This is a genomic window from Nocardia carnea (assembly GCF_029869215.1).
Lineage (GTDB): Bacteria > Actinomycetota > Actinomycetes > Mycobacteriales > Mycobacteriaceae > Nocardia > Nocardia carnea_B.
In genome coordinates, this window is sequence record NZ_JARWPM010000103.1 from 1 (window position 1) to 17,465 (window position 17,465).

Genomic DNA, 17,465 nt, shown 5'->3' on the forward strand with positions numbered 1-17,465 from the left:
CGGGGGGGGGGGCCCCCCCGGGGGGGGGGGGGCGGGGGGGGGGGCCTCTCGCGCCCCCCCCGTGGGGGGCCGCCCCCCCCCCCCCCCCCCCCCCCCCCCCCCCCCCCGGGGGGGGGGGGGGCCCCCCCGGGGAGCCGGGTGCCCGGACCGGTCAGCCGACGATGTCGGAGCAGGCGAAGATGATCTCGAACTTCGCGGTGGCCGGGCCGGCCATCGGGTTGCTCATATCGGGTGCGCCGATTCCCTCACCGGTGACGGTGTAGGTGTCGCCGTCCTTGGTGACCTGCGCCGAACCACCCGGCTGGCCGTTGCCGTAGCCGACGGCGTACGGCATCCCGTTCGACCCGCCCTGGCTGCCCGCGATCGCCACCGCCTGCACCGTGCTGTCGTCGACGATGCTGGCGCTCACGCTCAGCTGGCCGTACTGCTGGTTGGCGGTATCGGTGAGCGCCAGCGCCAGGGTGTTGCCCTGTTTCGCGCAGGTGGTGTCGAAATCGGCGGTGAGGGCCTTCCCGTCGACCACGGCCTTCGAATCCCCGCCGGCTTCGCCCGCCGGGGGAGCGGAATCCGTCGCCGCCGGGGTATCGGCCGCGGAGGTGGCCGGGCTGCTCGCGGCATCGTCTCCGCACGCGGAGGTCAGCGCGATGGTGGCGGCGGCGAGGACGGCGGCGCCGATGCGGAAGAGCGTCGTGTTCATGATGGTTCCTGTTCTCTCGGTGTCGCGGCCCCGGTGGGCCGTTGCGAGAAAAGTTAGGAACCCGTACCCGCCTACCGATCCCAACTTTTGCCCCCACCGATCGCCCGAAACTCCGTTAACCTGGGCGCATGCGACGACCGCGGGCCATGGTTCTCGACGAGGTGTGGCGCGGTCTCGAGGGTGTGCAGGCGTTGAGCGGCCCCCAGGGCGGGCCGTTGCGCCGTACCGTGAAACTCATCCTGGATCCGCTCGTGATCCGGCCGGTCCAGTACCCGAGCTGCGGCGGTGCGATCCTGTCCGCCGACGGCGCGACCCTGCTCGCCGCCCGCCTCCACGCCCACGCCGACGCGTTGCGGGCGACAGCGGCCTGGTACACGCTGCTCAAACAGGTCCGCCGCGAGTTGCGGATCACCGAGGGCAACGCCCAGGACCTGTATTTCCAGCGCTGTTTCGAACTGGCCGCCACCCGCGGCCACCCCGACCCCCAGCGCGACCGGTTACGCGCGGAGGCGGTGCTGCGCGAAATCCACGGTTTCGCGGCGGGCCGTACCACGCAGGCGTTGAAAGAGCACCTCACCGATCCCGCGCGGGCGGTCGAACTGAACCGGCTCCTCGATACGGCGTGGGGTCGGCGGCCGGTATCGCGCCCGGTGGCCGCCGCGCATGCGGCGGAGCTACGCGAACTCCTGGAGTCGGCGGTCGCGACACGGACAACGGGTGATACCGGGCCGGGCCGGCGGCATCTCGGCCGGCTGATCGCCGCGAATGCCGGTGTCCATTCCGGTATCGCGCTGTGGTGGGACCGCGCGAGCCGGGCGGCAGGCGTCGAATCGGACGCGTCGGCCTGCGACCGGCACAACGGGGTTGCGGAGCCGGCCCCCGCATCCGGGCAGCCGGCCGGCGTGCGGGTAGCGAGGGTGACGCCGGATCTCCCTGCGCGATACGACGCCAACCTCCTCGGGCTCACCGAACATCCCGTTCCGTGCCGGCCCGCGCTGGGTGATTCGGCGTCGACGGCCGACCTCGGCCTGCCCTTCGACCGTTCTGTTTACGAGCGGGTTTTCACGGTCCTGCAGGTCTCGACCGAGCGCGCCGAACTTCCCCCGATTCCCGAGCTGGTCACCACGGAAATCGCCCGCAGTTGCGCGCCGTGGGCAGTGCTCGACGAATCGCTGCGCGTCACCGCCGCGGCGGGGGTCGAGCTGGCGCTCGGATTGGCGCCCATCACCGGCTCGGCGGGCCGGGACAAACCTGCGGATGTCACAACGGAAACGGCCGCTCATCGCCTGATCAACAGCAGATGGCAGCGGGAAGCCTACGTGCTGCAGGCGCGGCGGATGGTGATCCATCCGGTGCCGGACGCACAGGGCCCGCTCGCGGCCATCGCCACCGATCTGCGCCGTCCGTGGCGGCCGTATCTGCGGCGGCTGTGGGTCCGGTTGCACGGTCGCGATGTTCGCGAACTTCCGGTGACCGAACCCGATGAGCTCTGGGACCTGCTCGACGGGATCGCGCGCTCGGTGGTGCTCGATCACCGGACCCGCGTCCGGAAGGCGTTGAGCGCGCGGGCCGCCGGGACCGCGCCGGTGGTCACCGAATCGAGGGCCGTTTGATGGCCGATATCGTGCGGGTCCAGCGGATACACCCCGACCTGTGGATCATCGCGCCGGCCGGCGCCCCCACCGCGGCCGACTCCGGCCCGGGACTGGATACGGCTGTGCTCGAGGTCGCGGGCGGTCATCTCACCTGGAGTCTGCTCGCCGGGCACCGGGTGCCGGCGGCGACCCTGCACGATCTCGACGGCGCGCAGGAATGGTTGTGGGCGCTCTACGGCGCCGAGGTGGCCGTGGCCGCCGACGAATACACCCGTCCGGTGGACTTACCCGCCCACCCCGAGCAGCCCGGCCTGGCGGCGGCGGTCCGCCGTCTCGCCTACGCCCACTGGTCGGCGCGCTGGTGGCCCGCCTCCACGGTCGACGGTATCGCCGCACTGGACCCGGAACTGCTGGACGGCGAGATCGCGGAGTTGACGCGGAGCTGCGAAAACGTGGTCAACGGAGCAGATTCCGAACCCTTCACCGAGCAGGTTTCGAACTCGCTCCCGGGCGACCGCGACACCGCGGCACGGATACCCGAGCCGACCACCGCGCGCGCCGACGACTACGCCCTCGCGGCGGGCGGTGCCGCGGCCGGCCAGGGTACCGCCCTTCCGCTCGGCCGCGGCGGCTCCGGCTGGGACTGGCGGTTGTGTCCGCCCGGAGTGGTGGACGCGTCCGAGCGCGCGGTGTCCTGGGCGCTGTTCCGCACGGCGGGCAGCACGATCGTCCGCGTGACCGCGGTCGCCGCCCCGTCGGTGACAGCCGGCCTGCCCGGCTACTTACGCCCGCGCGCCCTCATCCGGACACCGGCCGGTGCCGTCGACGCCGCGCTGGAATTGCATGATGACACCTGGTCCGGGGAGGTCACGGGCCCGGCGGATGCGGTGACGGGTGTGGAGATCTATGTGCCCGGAGTCGGACCGGCACCTCCGGCGGGTACCGCTGAACCCGCCGAATCGTCTGCCGGACACGTCGCTGCGGGCCGCATATCCGAGGTGGAGCACCGGGAGCACATCCGCGAGCTCGCACGCAACCGGCTGCGGAGGGCAGCCGGCGCCACCGCGGCACCGGCCGGTTTCCCGTCGGCCGATATCGCGCCACTGCGATCGGAGACAGCGGCAGCAGAAGAGGATTCGGATTTCTGAGATGACCGACCCGGATACACCGCCCGGCCTGGAACTGCTGTACGAGGGCGCCGCCGCGTATCAGCGCGGTGATGTCACCGAGGCGCTGCGGATCTTCGAGCATGCGGTGGACACCACCACCGACGGCGTGCGGACCAGCGCCTTGATCAACGCCGCGAGTATGTACGACGAACTCGGCGATCACGCGGGTGCCGCGACCCGGTACCGCACGGCGCTCGAGCAGATTCCCGGCGACGCCGTCGAAAAGCGGTCCTCCGCACTCATCAACTATTCGCAGGCGCTCCAGCATCTCGGTGCGCTCGACGAAGCGCAGGAGGTGCTGGAGCAGGCCCGCGCGCTGCTCACCGGCGCCGACGACCTCGGTGTGCTGCGGGTTTCGTGTCTGCTCTCGCTGAGCGCCGTCGCGACCCACCGCGGCGAATGGAGCCGGGTGGTAGAGATCGGCACCGAATCCCTGAACGCGGCCCTGCGGTTCGCCCCGCACCTCGCCGGCCACCCGTTGATGAACCTGGCCGGGGGCTATTTCGAGTCCGGGCGCCGCGAACTCGGCGTGGATTTCGCGCGGCAGGCGCTGGCGGCGTTCACCGCGGCCGGTGATCACAATGCGGTCGCCGACACCCAGCAGAATTTGGCGCAGCTCTTCAGCCGGATGGACCGGCTCGACGAGGCCGAAGAACTCGTGGAGGCCAGTCAGCAGTATTACGAGCGGGCCGGACTCGGCTACCGGGCCGGTGTCGGGTGGAAGATCCGCGGTTATCTCGCCGAACGGCGCGGAGAGGTCGACCGCGCGCATGAGTGGTATCGCCGGGGGCTCGAGTATTTCGAGGCGTCCGGGGCGGTACTGGACGTCGCGAGACTGCAGTGCCGGCTGGCGACCGTCGAATACGCGTGCGGCCGGATCGGGGCGGGGCAGCAGTTGCTGAACGACGCCTTCGCCACCTACGCCCAGCGAGGTCTCGGCGCCGAATGCGCAAAACTCGACTACTGGCATGCGGTGCTGGTGGAGATGGTGATCGACCATATGGACTCCCCGCCTGCCGAACTGCTGGAATCGGGCCGGGCACTGGCGGTACCGGCCGCCATCGCCATCGACGCCGTCCGCTACACCCTGCCGAACGGTAACCAGCGGGAACAATGGCACCGGGAGGTCGCCGAACCCGCCATCCGGCTGGCGTTCCGGTTCGCCCACCTCTGCCAGGACGGGCTGCTGCTCACCGACCTGATCGAAATGCGCTGTGCGGGAACAAGTGTGGATATCGACCGGGCGCAGCCCGGCACACAGCCCCAATTCCCGCTGGATATCCCGAATCCGCCCGCCACCGCGGACCTGCCCGGACCCCTGCAACTGGGCGCCACCCTGGCCCAGGTCGCCGCGGCGGCGGGGCTACCGGTCGCGCCACCGCCGAACCTCGCGGTGCCGCCCGGCGGCCGGATCGCGCTCGCCGATTACATCGCGTTCGCCGAGCACCGCTACGGCGGCCGGTTCCGCGAGGACCGGGTGATTCCCGCATGAGCGCGTCGAGCGCGGAAGCCGGAGCGCAGCGTGATCACGGAGTGCCGTCGCTGAGGCGCGATGGCGGCAGGATGAGCGGGCCGGGCGCGGAATCGGCAGCGCAGCGTCACCACGGAGCGCCCTCACTCGTGCGTAACGGCGACGACATCGGCGTTGAGCAGCCGACTGTGATCATCCGGATGGCCGACGCGGGCGATGTGTACGTGTCGTGGCGCTGGGCCGAGGAATCGGCGTCACCGGGGGTGTCGGTGCTGCCCGGCGACGATATCGACGTGGCCGTCCGTGAGCTGACCGCGGCGCTACCGGCGCCGGAGACATCCGGTGGCCTGGAGAAAGCGCTCACCACCGCGGCATTCGCGACACCCGCGACAGAGTACGAGTTGTCGCGTGCGCTGTCCCGGGCGCTGTTGCCCGCAACGCTGGCCGGCCAGTTGTACGACCTGTACCGGCGCGGGGTGCGCCCGCGTCTCCGGTTGCAGCCCTCGCCGCGGGTCGCGCAGGTGCCGTGGGAGATCATCGCGCCCGACCCGGACGTCCGCCTGATCGATATCGCCGATATCAGCCTGCTGGCCCCCGCGGGGATCGTGCACGCACCGGTCCGGGTCCCGCGGTCGTGGCCGGATTCGCGTGACCTGCCGGTGGTCGCGGTGCTCGACCCCCGGGTGCCGGGATTCCGCGCCGATTCCGCCCTCGGCTCGGTCTTGGGCCGGATGGACCGGCCGACCCCGCTCACCGCGCGTATCGCCGGCCATCTGGCGTCCGGCCGGCTCCGCCCCGCGCCGCCCGAACCGTCCGCCGTTTTCCGGCGCACCGATCTCGATCGCGCCTGGCTCTCCCGGACCTTGCGCGCCGGTGCGTCCCGGTTGATCTACGTCGGCCATGTCACGGCGGCACCACCGGAATCGGGACAGAGCGAGAACACCGAACTCCACCTGGCCTGCACCGCCGAAACCGTGGGGTTCGCCGAACCGCAGCGCGACCATCGCCCGCTGTCCGCGAAGGACCTCCTGCTCGGCACCTACACCCTGGCACCGGAACCCGTTGCCGGAAACGAACTCTGGCCGATCCCCGCCCGCGTCGCCCTGATCGCCTGCGAAAGCGGCGGCGACCTGCGCTTCACCGAAGCCCTCGGCCTGACCGCCGCGATGATCACCGGTGGCGCGGAACTGGTCACCGCCACCCGCTGGCCCCTCCCCACCGACCTCGCCTTCCAGCGCTTCGGGGCCACTCCCGGCGCCGCCCCGCTTCAGGACGCGATCTGCGCCGTGGACGCCGCCCACGACACGGCGGATCCGGTGCGGTCGCTGACCGGGTGGCAGCGGGACCGGCTCCGCGCCTGGCGTGAAACCGGAGCCGTCGAACATTCCCCCTTGCTCTGGTCGGCCCTCGCCACGTTCACCACGTGAGGACGACTCCGCACACCGCCCTGTCAGATGCCGTCGCTCAGCGGATGCGGGCGCGGGATCGGGCGGCACCGTCGCGCCGGGCTCGCCCGTTCCGCGAGCGTCTGCCTACGGCTGCAGAACGAACCGGCCGCGGATACCGCCCTGCGCCACCGTCCGATGCGCGGCGGCCACCTGGTCCAGCGGGACGACCGCGTGCACCCGGGCCGGGAGCCGGCCGGTCGCGGTGTCCGCGAGCAGGCCGGCCAGCCGGGCGCCGTCGGCTCGGACCGCTACCGCGTAGGTGCTGATACCGCGCTCCGCGGGGGGTTCCCCGCCCGGCCGGACACCGACGAATACGCCGCCGTCACGGATCAGCGCGAGGCCCTTCTCCTGGAAAACGGCCGTATCCGCCACCGCGTCCCAGCCCGGTGTGGCCGTGGCGGTGAAATCCGCGCCGAGGCCGCGCACGTATTCTTCGTCGCGTGGCCGGGCCAGTCCGGTGACCTTCCAGCCCCGGTCCTGGGCGAGCGTGAGAACATACCCGCCGACCGCGCCCGCCGCCCCGGTCACCAGCAGGCTGCGGCCGGCGCCGTCGCCCAGCAGATCGACCAGTTGTGCGGCGGTCAGGGCGTTGAGCGGAACCGTGGCGGCCGTGGTCAGGTCGAGGCCCTCGGGGACCGTGGCGATATCGGCCGCCGAGACGATCAGTTTTTCGGCGTAGGTTCCGAAATCGCGATCGAATCCGCCGACCAGTCCTGCCACGCGGGTGCCGAGCGGAATCTCCACACCCGGGCCCGCAGCTTCGACGGTGCCCGCGAAATCCCAGCCGAGACCGGTGTATTCGGGCTGGTCGATCAGCCCGATCCCATGGAAGAAGCCCTCGGTCACGGCCAGGTCGGCGGGGTTGACGCCGGCACCGGCGATCGCCACCCGGACCTGTCCCGGCCCCGGTTCGACCACGGGCACGTCGATGATCTCGATCGAATCGGGCCCGCTCGGAGTGCGGACGACCGCGGTGCGGAAGGTGGTGGACATTGTTGCCTCCTCTGGAGTTCCTGTTGCTGTTACTCCACAATGGATGAGTAACTCTCCATCGGGAAGTAGGCACTTGGAAGTGCGTAGCCCACCGGCAGGTAGGAAGGTGCGGGTCATGGCGACGATGACGGCGGCGCAACAGCGAGCTCAGGAGAAGGTCGATTACGACGCGTTCTTCGCCGACTGTCCCAGCCGGCAGTTGCTCGAACGGATCTCCGGGAAATGGGTGGCGCTGATCCTGGCGGCGCTGGGCAGCGACGGCCTCCACCCCGCGGGGCAGTGTGCCGGGGAACCCCGGGCCATGCGCTATTCGGAGCTGTCCCGGCGACTCGCCGGTGTCAGCCAGAAGATGCTCACCCAGACACTGCGTTCGCTGGAACGCGACGGCCTGGTGACCCGGACGGTGACGCCGACCGTCCCGGTCACGGTCACCTACGAACTGACCGATCTGGGCCTGTCGCTGCACGAGGTCATGCGCGGTATCAAGAGTTGGGCCGAAGCCCATATGGACGAGGTCCAGGACCACCGCACGAAATTCGACGTCGAATCCGCGGACACCCTCGTCTAGGCGAGGGATGTACGGCCCGTCCCCACGGCATCCGTGGCCCGCAGCACGGCGGCAGCCGGACCGGACGGAGTCGAGCAGTCGCCGAGCTTGTCGCGGGCCGGCCGCCGCTACTGCGGTGGGCGGAGTTCCCGCAGGGCTCGGCAGATCGTCGCGTGGATCTCCGACTCCTCGGTTTCCGTCTCGGGATCCCAGGTCGGCTCGGGTGCCCCCGCGAGGGCCGGCCCGAACAGCCACCACACGTTGCTCCACGGATCGATGAACCGCGCCAGCGACGACGGGCCGTAGAACGGTGTGGTCTCGGTGATGATTCGCGCCCCGCGGTCGGCGGCCCGCCGCAGCACTTCGTCACAATCGCCGACATTCACCTGCAGCAGTGCCGGTGTGAACACCCAGTCGGGTTTCGAGTCCACCACCATCAGGCACGAATCCCCGATCCGCACCTCGGCGTGGATCAGCAGCCCGTCGGTATCGTCGGCATGCGCCTCCGGGGTCTCGCGACCGTCGAAGACGTCGCCGAGGAATTCGATGAACGCCCGCGCTCCGCCGGGCCCTTTCACCGCCGCGAACGCGTTGACGCTGCCGTAGCCATTGCCGAGTTCGGAACCGGGTGTGATCAGGGGTGCTGTGGTCATGGGCCGAGCATCGCACCGCTTCCGGTCAGTTCCCGTCCGCTTTCGGGGCGCGTGTCGGATCGGCCGTCGCCGACCGGTACCCGGCGGCGTATCAGCGGCGGGGTGGCAGGGGAATGCGGGCCAGATCGGTGGCGATCACGAGCTCTCCGGAGAATTCCCGCCGCGCTTCGGTGATGTGCTCGTCCAGTGTGCGGTAGCGCTGGGAGAAATGGGTCAGGACCAGGGTGCGGGCGCCGGCCTCGGCCGCGAGGCGGGCCGCTTGGCCTGCGGTGAGATGGCCGTATTCGGCGGCGAGGTGCGCGTCGGCGTCGCGGAAGGTCGCCTCGATGACCAGCATGTCGGTATCGGCCGCCAGTTCCCCGGCGGCCGGGCAGAGCCGGGTGTCCATGACGAACGCGAAACTCTGGCCGGGCCGGATCGTGCTGACCTCTTCCAGCCGGACCGTGCGGCCCTGCCAGGTGATTTCACCTTCCCGCTGCAGCCGCCCGACGAGTGGACCGGACAAACCGAGGCCGGCGAGGCGGTCCGGGAGGATCGCGCGATAGTCGGGTTCGGTGATCCGGTAGCCGAAGGCCTCGACGGGATGATCCAACCGGGCGGTGGTGAGCTGAAAAGGGGCGCCCACAGCGGGCAGCGGGCCCGGCTCGGTTACCGGGTGTGCGCGGAGCTCGACAGTACGGTGATAGGCCGTGGCATCGCACAGATTGTCGAAATACCGCTGGCCGGAGGCGGGATAGTAGGCGTCGATCGGATGCGGAACACGGTCCAGGTTGATCCGCTGCATCACCCCGGCCAGCCCGAGGCTGTGATCGCCGTGGAAGTGGGTTATCGCGATCCGGGTCAGATCGGTCGCGGAGATCCCGGCATGGATCATCTGCCGCTGTGTGCCCTCGCCGGGATCGAACAGGATCGCCTCCCCGCCCCACCGCAGGACGTACCCGTTGTGGTTGCGGTGCGCGGTCGGCACCTGACTCGCGGTCCCGAGCACCACCAATTCCCGCTGTGACATCTACGGGCCCCGATGGCCGGCGGCCGGTGAGTGTCGGTCACAGTCCTCGATCGGCATGGGTCGACCATATCCGCTCGGGCCCGCGCATACGCCGGGCACCGGCAGCGCGACCGCCACCCGCGCGAACGGGTCGTCGCCGACGGTCTGGGCACCGATATCCGGGCACAGGCAACTCACATCATTCCGGCCGTCACCCACCGCGAAAAGTATGCGACCCGGCAGATCGTGCACAGCGGGCGCGGGCGGACCGCGCGATGAGCGGGACTGCGATATCCGCGCCCCGCGACCCCGGGCGGGCCGGTAACCATCGCTAGGGTGCGGATTCGACGGGTACCAGGTCCATTCCGTAGAGGGCCCAGGCCAGGAGTATGCCGGCGACAAGGCAGACACCGGCGGCGATGGCGGCCCATTTGCCGAGTGATTCGCCGCGGATATGGCCGACTACGCCCAGCACGATCCCGGCGATCCCGAAGACGAGCGGGCAGAACAGCAGGGATACCGCCGCACAGACGAAACCGATGATCGACAGGACCTGCGGTCCGGAACGTTCCGGTTGCTGGGTGGCGCCGTACGGCTGGTACTGCTGCTGCGGGTAGGCGGGATAACCCCCGGACTGCTGCCCGCCCCAGCCCTGTTGTCCGGGTTGTCCGCCCCAGCCTTGTTGTCCGGGTTGTCCGGCCCAGTCCTGTTGTCCGGGTTGTCCGCCCGAGGCTTGTTGCCCGGGTTGGGCGCCCGAGCCCTGTTGTCCGCTCCAGCCGGGTTGTCCATGGGGTGCGCCCCAGCCTGCCTGCTCGCCGGATTGTTCACCCCAGCCGGACTGCCCGCCGTAGGCGCCCGGATAGGAGCCGCCGGTCCGGGAGTAGCCGCCCTGCCCCGGCGACTGCTGTTGCCACGCCTGTCCCGGGGACTGCTCCTCGGGACGCGCCGACCACGCCTCCGGCGGAATTTCGCCGCCGGGTCGGTCACCCGGTTGATGTTCGGATGAGCCGGGCTGCCAGCCGTGGGTGTACGCCGCTGTGCCCTTGTCCAGCCGCGGTGCTGCACCGCCCGGCTCGTCTTGTTTGGGCAACATCCGGGTGGGGTGGTCGTCGGCCGGGCTGCCCGCCACACCCGCATTCGGGCCGCCCGGCTCCGGCTCGCCACCGGTGCGGCCCGAGCCTGCAGTGCCCGACTCCCGGTGCAGGATCTTCGGGAGGTATTCGGTCGGCGGGTCCTCGGAATGTGCGGGTGTCTCGCCGGCGGTACGTCCTGCCCCGGGTCCGCCGGTTTCCGCGCTCGATCGGTCACCGGGCCCCGAGGCTGCTGGGGGCTGCGGTGCACCCGGCGCGACGGCCGGTTCTTCCGGGGGTTGCGGGCCGTGCCGGGGAGCCTGTGTTTCGTCCGGCGGTTGCGGGGCGGTGGGCGTGACGAACGGTTCGTCCGGCGTCTCCGGGGTGCGGCCGGTGGATTGTCGCTCGCCGGGGCCACCGCGGTCACCACCCGCGGGGGTCTCGCCGCCGTGCTCCGAGGGCGCATCGCTGCGTTGCCAGGGTGTTTCGCCGCTGTGCTGCCGGGGTGCGTCGCTACTTTGTTCCCCGGGTGTTTCGCCGCTGTGTTCCCAGGGCGGCTCCCCGCCGGGAGCTCGTGGCGGTTCGCCGGGATTGCGCGGGTCCTGCGGTGTGCTCATCACGTCTCCTCGGTCGTATCGTCGAGGGCTCGTAGTCGGTACCGCGGTGGGGTGAGCGTCAGCTGTCGGGTTCGTCCTCGATATGCATTGCGGCGGCTTCGGCGGGACGGTCGTCCGCGCCGCCCCGGTCGCGGCGGTCCGGATCCTGCGCGAGCGATTCCGCTATGCCGAGCCGGCCGTCGTCGGCGCCTTCCCGGTTGCGGATCCGGAGGTCGTCCGGCGGGTCCTCGATAGTGCTTTCGTAGGCGCGGACCTCGTCTTCTTGGTCATCGTCACCCATATCGGGCGCCTGTGGTTCGCGATCCATACCACCCAGTATGCGCCGCCGCGCGGGGCCCGCCGAAGGACCGCGACCAGTGCTGGCGAGCCATCCGGGCAACGCCGGCGGCGACCTGTCCCGGATACGCGACGACCCCCCGGGCCGATAGGTCCGGGGGGTCGGTACGAAGTGGGGCAGGCGTTGCCGTTGAACAGCCCGGTCACCGAACCGTTCTCGAACACCTCACGGATCGTGCGGGCCAGCAGCGGCGCGATGGACAGCACCGTGAGCTGCGGGAACTTCTTCTCCTCGGTGATCGGCAGCGTATTGGTCACCACGACCTCCTTGGCGCCGCAGGCCGCCAGGCGTTCGGCCGCCGGGGCGCTGAGCACGCCGTGGGTCGCGGCGATCACCACATCGCCGGCACCGGCCTCACGCAGTACGTTCACCGCGCCGGCGATGGTGCCACCGGTATCGATCATGTCGTCGATCAGGATGCAGGTACGGCCCTCGACCTCACCGACCACCCGGTTCGACTTCACCTGGTTCGGCACCAGCGGATCGCGGGTTTTGTGGATGAACGCCAACGGCGCCCCGTCCAGCGAATCGGCCCATTTCTCGGCGACCCGGACGCGGCCGGAGTCGGGGGAGACGACGGTGATGTTCTCCAGGCTGTAGTTGGTGCGGATGTATTCCGCGAGCTGCAGCTGGGCGTGCATATGGTCGACGGGGCCGTCGAAGAAGCCCTGGATCTGATCGGTGTGCAGGTCGACCGTGACGATCCGGTCGGCGCCCGCGGTTTTCAGCAGATCGGCGACGAGCCGGGCGGAGATCGGTTCGCGGCCGCGGTGCTTCTTGTCCTGGCGGGCGTAGGGATAGAACGGCAGGATGGCGGTGATCCGCTTGGCCGATCCGCGCTTGAGCGCGTCGATCATGATCAGCTGTTCCATCAGCCACTGGTTCAGCGGTGCCGGGAAGCTCTGCAGGACGAAGGCGTCGGAACCGCGGACCGATTCCTCGAAGCGGACGAAGATCTCCCCGTTCGCGAAATCACGCGCGGTCTGCGGGGTGACGTGGACGTCGAGTTCCTTGGCCACCTGTTCGGCCAGTTCTGGGTGCGACCGTCCGGCGAAGAGCATCAGGTTCTTCTGGTTGTCGATCCATGACGCGGTCACTACTGGTTGCCATCCTTAAGCTCTGTTGCCCGATCCGGTATCTCATCGGCCGCGAGTGCCTTCGCCGCCGCATTCGCTGCAGCGGTTCCTGGACGTTTCCGCTGCACCCAGTTCTCGATATTGCGCTGTGCACCCCCGGACACGGCGAGCGCGCCGGGTGGGACGTCTTCCCGCAGCACAGTACCTGCTCCGGTATATGCACCGTCACCCACGGTCACCGGGGCGATGAACATCGTATCGCTGCCTGTGCGCACATGTGACCCCACGATCGTGCGGTGCTTGCCCACCCCGTCGTAGTTCACGAACACGCTGGATGCTCCGATGTTGCTGTGCTCGCCGATGGTGGCATCGCCGACATAGGTGAGATGAGGGACTTTGGTGTGCCTGCCGATCTCGACGTTCTTGGTCTCGACGAACGCCCCGAGCTTGCCCGATTCGCCCAGTACCGTCCCGGGTCGCAGATAACTGAAGGGGCCGACTGTCGCAAATGCGTCAACCCTGGCGCCCTCGCCGTGGGTGCGGATCACCCGGGCGCCGTCGCCGATCACGGAGTTGGTGAGGGTGGTGTCCGGACCGATCTCGGCGTCCTCGCCGACCACCGTGGTGCCCAGCAACTGGACCCCGGGGCGTACGACGGTATCGCGGCCGATCTGCACATCGGTGTCGATCCAGGTGGTGGCCGGGTCGACGATCGTCACCCCGGCACGCATATGGCGTTCCAGGATGTAGCGGTTGAGTGTGCGGGCCGCGGCGGCCAGTTGCACCCGATCGTTGACCCCGGTGACCTTCGCCGAATCGACCAGCCGCGCGCCCTGCACCGGGTAACCGGCTTCGCGCGCGAGTTTCAGCACATCGGTCAGGTAGAGCTCGTGCTGGGCGTTCGCCGTGGACAGCCGGCCGAGCATGGTGCGCAGCACCGAGACGTCGAAGGCGTACACGCCGGAGTTCACCTCGGTGATCGCGGCTTGCTCGGGGGTTGCGTCGGCGTGCTCGACGATCTCGGCGACCTCCCCGTCGGCGTCGCGCACGATCCGGCCGTAACCGTTCGGATCGTCGGGGACGAAGGTGAGGACCGTGACGGCGGGCCGTTCCGCATAGCTGCGGTGTTCGTCCAGTAGTGCCGACAGGGTGTGCCCGTCGAGCAGTGGGACGTCACCGGAGGTGACGATGACATCACCGGTGAAATCGGCGGGCAATCCGGTGAGACCCACCTGAACGGCGTGGCCGGTGCCCAGCTGCTGCTCCTGCACCACCGGGACGACGGTGCGGTCCAGTTCGCGCGCTACCGCGGCAGCCTCGGCGCCGACCTGTTCCCGGTCGTGCCCGACCACCGTCACCAGATGGCGCGGTGCGATGGCGTGCGCGGCGTAGAGCGCGTGCGCCAGCATGCTGCGCCCGGCCAGCGGATGCAGCACCTTCGGCTTCTTCGACCGCATTCTCGTACCGGCACCTGCGGCTAGCACGATGACGGCGGTCTGCTCCTGCATGAATCTCCCTCGGCCCGACAATGGTCATCGTGCACGCGAGTCACTCCGGCACCAGGATTCGGACCTGCCCAGGTCGGATGGGGTCCGAGCGATGCGATTTCCCGGGCATACGAGAAGGCCGCCCGTGGGGAAGGGTTACCCCGTTCGGCGACGGCCTGTTGTCGCGCTGCACGGGGCATGAGCGTATCAGCCCCGGCGTGGGCCGGGCCCGACGATCACGCCGTCGAACGATTACCGGCGTACCCGCCGGTCACGATAGGGAAAACCCCGGCGGCAGGCCGGAGAACCGGACATTCGAACTGGTCACGCCCACGAGGGTGGCGGTGCCGTCGCCGTTCGGGCGGTACACCGGTCCACCCGAGTCACCCACCCGGATGCCCGTGTAACCGTCGCAGCGCGTCCCGCTGCGCTGCCCCCACCTGCACAGCTCGCCGCCGGGCGCACCCGCAGCGGTCAGTTGCTCACCGCTCGGAAGGGTGTTGTGGGTCGGGGTGCCGGGGAGCAAGGGGATCATGGCCCAGTCCAGATTGGGCAGCCGGATCTCCCCGAACAGTCCGAGCGTGCAGTGCCCGGCGGTGAGTGCGACCGGCTGCCCTTCCGCATATCCCGTCGCCGTCACCGAGCACAGGCCGAGCGAGGTGCCCGGCCCCACGGCGATCTGTGCCGATCCCGAGCCGGAGCCCGAGGAGCCGGGCCCCACGGCGGACTGCGCTGATGCCTGTCCGGTGGCGAGAGCCGTGGCGGCGAGGACAGCGGCGATCAACGGACATGCGTTCGGTGCCCTGCGCATGTTTTCCCTCCCACCTCGGGGTCCGGGGAGATCACTCGACCCGCGACGCGGACGACAACGTCTGCCGGTCACGGCATTCGACGGGACTCGGGGGCGGAGCCCGACGGCAGGTACGCGGTATTCCACCAGCTCATAGGCTGTTCTGCTCCGCCGCCAGGACTCGAACCTGAACTATCTGAACCAAAATCAGAGGTGCTGCCATTACACTACGGCGGACTGTCACACCGGTGGGTTGTCGGTGAACCCGCCCGCTGTGCCCAGGCACGGCAACGATACTCGCATGCCACCCCGGTTTTCGTCGAACCGTGGGTGTCGAGACACGCCGGAGGGGCCGGTCGGCTCGTCTGGCGGTGCCCGATCCCGGAGGCAGCGCCCGCGGAGCCGCGGTATGCCCGCGTGAGCGCGTCCGTAGCGGGTCTGAGACAGTGATCTCGATGGTTTTGGTCGCTGGTCGGAGATCCGGCTGTACCGGCGACCTCGGTAGCCAGGGAGGCGGGAACGTGTCGTCGGGAGAGCCGCGAACGGTGGGGGAGCCACCGGCCGGTGGTGTGCCGAAAGAGGCCGCCGATCAGGTCACGCAGGGTCGGCAGCGGATGACCGGTACCCAGCGGCGGCAGCAGTTGATCGAGATCGGCCGGGCGCTGTTCGCCGAACGCGGCTACGACGCCACCTCCATCGAGGAGATCGCGTTACGCGCCCAGGTCTCCAAACCCGTCGTCTACGAACACTTCGGTGGGAAAGAAGGGTTGTACGCGGTGGTGGTGGACCGCGAGATGTCGATGTTGCTCGACATGATCACCTCCTCGCTCACCAACAACCGATCGCGGGTCCGGCTCGAACAGGTGGCGCTGGCACTGCTCACCTATATCGAGCAGCGCACCGACGGCTTCCGCATCCTGGTCCGCGACCAGCCGGTCTCCTCGACCGACGGGCGGTATTCGAGCCTGCTCAACGAGGCGGTGAACCAGGTCGCGCATCTGCTGGCCGGTGATTTCGATCGCCGTGGTTTCGATACCAGCCTGGCCGGGCTGTACGCCCAAGCGCTGGTCGGGATGGTGGCCACCACGGCGACCTGGTGGCTGGACGTGCGCAGCCCCTCCAAGGAAGTGGTCGCCGCACACCTGGTGAATCTGTGCTGGAACGGGCTCAGCCACCTCGAGGCCGACCCGCAACTCAGCTCGGAATGGCCCGCCGGCGCCGGGCCGCGCCCGGCGAACTCGCCCGGCGGGCAGCAGAGTTCGGATAACCGCGGTTGAACTGCCCGCGAACTCCGGTGGGCCGTCGAATCGAGAACCGTACCCGGAACGGATGGTACGGTTCACCCATCCTTTGGGTGCTGTTCGGGCGGTAAGTCGGTCTACTTCGACAATGTCGGTCTACTTCAGGATGGCTGGTTATTGGGATGACAGGCGGGTCTGATGGCTAGGCAAGCGCGCGCGGAGATAACCCGCGATTCGGTTCTGGCCGGCGCTGCCGATGTCTTTCTGCGCTTGGGCTACGCCAATGCGAGCCTCAGCGAGATCATCGCGCAGTCCAATGTCACCAAGGGCGCCTTGTATTTCCATTTCGGGTCCAAGGAGGAACTGGCCCGCGCCGTGGTGGATCAGGGGCAAGAGCGGCTCACGGCGTCCTGCCAGGGATTCTTCGATTCCCGGGTGCCCGCGCTGGAAGCGGCGATCGGCATCACCTACGTGGTGGCGGATCTGTCGATGAACGATCCGATGGTCGGCGCGATGCTCAAACTGACCCACCAGATCGGCGACTACCGCGGCGCCAACGGCGACAACATCGCCAAAACCTGGGGTGAGACGTACAAACTGCTCGCCGAGAAGGCGATCACCCAAGGCGACCTGCTCCCCGACCTCGACCCGGAAACCATCGGCCTGCTGCTCTACGGGCTCACCACCGGTATGCATATCGTCGCGGTCGGCACCGAATCCATGGACCAGATGGCCTCCCGCATGGAACGCGCCTGGTACTTCCTGATCCCCTCGATAGTCCCGGACGACAAGGTGTCGTACTTCCGCGAATTCGCCGCCCGCCGCCTGCGCCGCTACGTGCCGTAATGTTGGCGGCCCCCAGCGGCGCGCCGGTCCACCAAAAAATAACCCCCCCCCCCCCCCTCCTTGTCATTTTATTAATTTCCGCCCCCCCCCCCGCCCCCCCGGGTTCGGGGCCCCCTTGGTCTCGTTCTTCACTCCGCCGCTCCTCCGCAACGCTGCCCCGCTCTGTCGCTCCTGAACGAGACGGGCCCCGAACCATCGATGCCTGCCTCCGGAGGAGGGCCGCATACGGGTCGGACGCGCCCAGCGGCGGTGCCGAGTCCAGCGAGGCCCTTGGAGGTTGTGGCCCGGCCAAGGGGGCCAAAACCCGCGCCGACGAAGTCGGCGCCAACATTACGGCACGTAGCGGCGCAGGCGGCGGGCGGCGAATTCGCGGAAGTACGACACCTTGTCGTCCGGGACTATCGAGGGGATCAGGAAGTACCAGGCGCGTTCCATGCGGG

14 protein-coding genes, 1 tRNA gene and 1 pseudogene are annotated in these 17,465 nt (G+C 69.5%); 7 read left to right on the plus strand and 9 right to left on the minus strand.

Annotation, left to right across the window (positions count from 1 at the left end; all coding sequences use genetic code 11):
• Window positions 1–151 precede the first annotated feature (151 nt).
• On the minus strand, window positions 152–697 hold the full coding sequence (locus QH276_RS05840) for a lipoprotein LpqH (protein ID WP_280398350.1): 546 nt from the start codon (window positions 695–697) through the stop codon (window positions 152–154).
• A 146-nt stretch (window positions 698–843) separates the two neighbouring features.
• Between QH276_RS05840 and QH276_RS05845 the strand changes: the two genes are divergently transcribed.
• The 4 genes from QH276_RS05845 (at window position 844) to QH276_RS05860 (ending at window position 6,359) form a co-directional block, all read left to right on the plus strand.
• Window positions 844–2,310, plus strand: coding sequence for a hypothetical protein (locus QH276_RS05845; protein WP_432278600.1), 1,467 nt, complete (start codon window positions 844–846; stop codon window positions 2,308–2,310).
• Window positions 2,310–3,440 (plus strand): hypothetical protein, encoded by a 1,131-nt coding sequence (locus QH276_RS05850; RefSeq protein ID WP_280398352.1) that lies wholly within the window; start codon window positions 2,310–2,312, stop codon window positions 3,438–3,440. Before QH276_RS05845 ends, QH276_RS05850 begins: the two co-directional genes overlap by 1 nt.
• Window position 3,441: 1 nt before the next feature.
• Entirely contained in the window at window positions 3,442–4,953 is a 1,512-nt protein-coding gene (locus tag QH276_RS05855; protein WP_280398353.1) for a tetratricopeptide repeat protein, read from the plus strand.
• Between the two features lie 179 nt (window positions 4,954–5,132).
• The gene (locus tag QH276_RS05860) at window positions 5,133–6,359 is read left to right on the plus strand and encodes a CHAT domain-containing protein (RefSeq protein WP_280398364.1); all 1,227 of its coding nucleotides are present in this window, start codon (window positions 5,133–5,135) and stop codon (window positions 6,357–6,359) included.
• A gap of 105 nt (window positions 6,360–6,464) precedes the next feature.
• Here the strand turns inward: QH276_RS05860 and QH276_RS05865 are convergent, their stop codons facing one another.
• Entirely contained in the window at window positions 6,465–7,373 is a 909-nt protein-coding gene (locus QH276_RS05865; RefSeq protein WP_280398354.1) for an NADP-dependent oxidoreductase, read from the minus strand.
• 115 nt (window positions 7,374–7,488) lie between these two features.
• Between QH276_RS05865 and QH276_RS05870 the strand changes: the two genes are divergently transcribed.
• The gene (locus tag QH276_RS05870) at window positions 7,489–7,941 is read left to right on the plus strand and encodes a winged helix-turn-helix transcriptional regulator (RefSeq protein WP_280398355.1); all 453 of its coding nucleotides are present in this window, start codon (window positions 7,489–7,491) and stop codon (window positions 7,939–7,941) included.
• 107 nt (window positions 7,942–8,048) lie between these two features.
• On the opposite strand, the gene QH276_RS05875 is transcribed toward QH276_RS05870, so the two are convergent.
• The 7 genes and pseudogenes from QH276_RS05875 to QH276_RS05905 all read right to left on the minus strand — a co-directional run bounded on the left by QH276_RS05875 (window position 8,049) and on the right by QH276_RS05905 (window position 15,175).
• The gene (locus tag QH276_RS05875) at window positions 8,049–8,573 is read right to left on the minus strand and encodes a bleomycin resistance protein (RefSeq protein WP_280398356.1); all 525 of its coding nucleotides are present in this window, start codon (window positions 8,571–8,573) and stop codon (window positions 8,049–8,051) included.
• A 91-nt stretch (window positions 8,574–8,664) separates the two neighbouring features.
• On the minus strand, window positions 8,665–9,582 hold the full coding sequence (locus QH276_RS05880; protein ID WP_280398357.1) for a ribonuclease Z: 918 nt from the start codon (window positions 9,580–9,582) through the stop codon (window positions 8,665–8,667).
• Window positions 9,583–9,892: 310 nt separating this feature from the next.
• Complete coding sequence (locus QH276_RS05885; protein WP_280398358.1) at window positions 9,893–11,248, minus strand: hypothetical protein; 1,356 nt, start codon at window positions 11,246–11,248, stop codon at window positions 9,893–9,895.
• Between the two features lie 456 nt (window positions 11,249–11,704).
• Window positions 11,705–12,682, minus strand: a pseudogene (locus QH276_RS05890) (ribose-phosphate diphosphokinase); the annotation flags it as partial.
• Window positions 12,682–14,169 carry a bifunctional UDP-N-acetylglucosamine diphosphorylase/glucosamine-1-phosphate N-acetyltransferase GlmU gene (glmU, locus tag QH276_RS05895; RefSeq protein WP_280398361.1) on the minus strand — a complete coding sequence of 496 codons (1,488 nt, stop codon included), beginning with the start codon at window positions 14,167–14,169 and terminating at the stop codon, window positions 12,682–12,684. The gene glmU and the pseudogene QH276_RS05890, both read right to left, overlap by 1 nt.
• Window positions 14,170–14,419: 250 nt before the next feature.
• Window positions 14,420–14,959 (minus strand): hypothetical protein, encoded by a 540-nt coding sequence (locus QH276_RS05900; protein WP_280398362.1) that lies wholly within the window; start codon window positions 14,957–14,959, stop codon window positions 14,420–14,422.
• Window positions 14,960–15,104: 145 nt separating this feature from the next.
• Window positions 15,105–15,175, minus strand: a tRNA-Gln gene (locus QH276_RS05905).
• Between the two features lie 377 nt (window positions 15,176–15,552).
• Between QH276_RS05905 and QH276_RS05910 the strand changes: the two genes are divergently transcribed.
• Window positions 15,553–16,215 (plus strand): TetR/AcrR family transcriptional regulator, encoded by a 663-nt coding sequence (locus tag QH276_RS05910; protein WP_280398365.1) that lies wholly within the window; start codon window positions 15,553–15,555, stop codon window positions 16,213–16,215.
• Between the two features lie 162 nt (window positions 16,216–16,377).
• Window positions 16,378–17,025: a TetR/AcrR family transcriptional regulator gene (locus tag QH276_RS05915; protein WP_280398363.1), complete on the plus strand. Its 648-nt coding sequence runs from the start codon at window positions 16,378–16,380 to the stop codon at window positions 17,023–17,025.
• The last annotated feature ends 440 nt before the right edge of the window (window positions 17,026–17,465 follow it).

Coding starts and splice junctions, on each gene's coding strand:
- QH276_RS05840 (WP_280398350.1), bottom strand. CDS start 697: ATGAACACGACGCTCTTCCGCATCGGCGCCGCCGTCCTCGCCGCCGCC.
- QH276_RS05845 (WP_432278600.1), top strand. CDS start 844: ATGGTTCTCGACGAGGTGTGGCGCGGTCTCGAGGGTGTGCAGGCGTTG.
- QH276_RS05850 (WP_280398352.1), top strand. CDS start 2,310: ATGGCCGATATCGTGCGGGTCCAGCGGATACACCCCGACCTGTGGATC.
- QH276_RS05855 (WP_280398353.1), top strand. CDS start 3,442: ATGACCGACCCGGATACACCGCCCGGCCTGGAACTGCTGTACGAGGGC.
- QH276_RS05860 (WP_280398364.1), top strand. CDS start 5,133: ATGGCCGACGCGGGCGATGTGTACGTGTCGTGGCGCTGGGCCGAGGAA.
- QH276_RS05865 (WP_280398354.1), bottom strand. CDS start 7,373: ATGTCCACCACCTTCCGCACCGCGGTCGTCCGCACTCCGAGCGGGCCC.
- QH276_RS05870 (WP_280398355.1), top strand. CDS start 7,489: ATGGCGACGATGACGGCGGCGCAACAGCGAGCTCAGGAGAAGGTCGAT.
- QH276_RS05875 (WP_280398356.1), bottom strand. CDS start 8,573: ATGACCACAGCACCCCTGATCACACCCGGTTCCGAACTCGGCAATGGC.
- QH276_RS05880 (WP_280398357.1), bottom strand. CDS start 9,582: ATGTCACAGCGGGAATTGGTGGTGCTCGGGACCGCGAGTCAGGTGCCG.
- QH276_RS05885 (WP_280398358.1), bottom strand. CDS start 11,248: ATGAGCACACCGCAGGACCCGCGCAATCCCGGCGAACCGCCACGAGCT.
- glmU (WP_280398361.1), bottom strand. CDS start 14,169: ATGCAGGAGCAGACCGCCGTCATCGTGCTAGCCGCAGGTGCCGGTACG.
- QH276_RS05900 (WP_280398362.1), bottom strand. CDS start 14,959: ATGCGCAGGGCACCGAACGCATGTCCGTTGATCGCCGCTGTCCTCGCC.
- QH276_RS05910 (WP_280398365.1), top strand. CDS start 15,553: ATGACCGGTACCCAGCGGCGGCAGCAGTTGATCGAGATCGGCCGGGCG.
- QH276_RS05915 (WP_280398363.1), top strand. CDS start 16,378: ATGGCTAGGCAAGCGCGCGCGGAGATAACCCGCGATTCGGTTCTGGCC.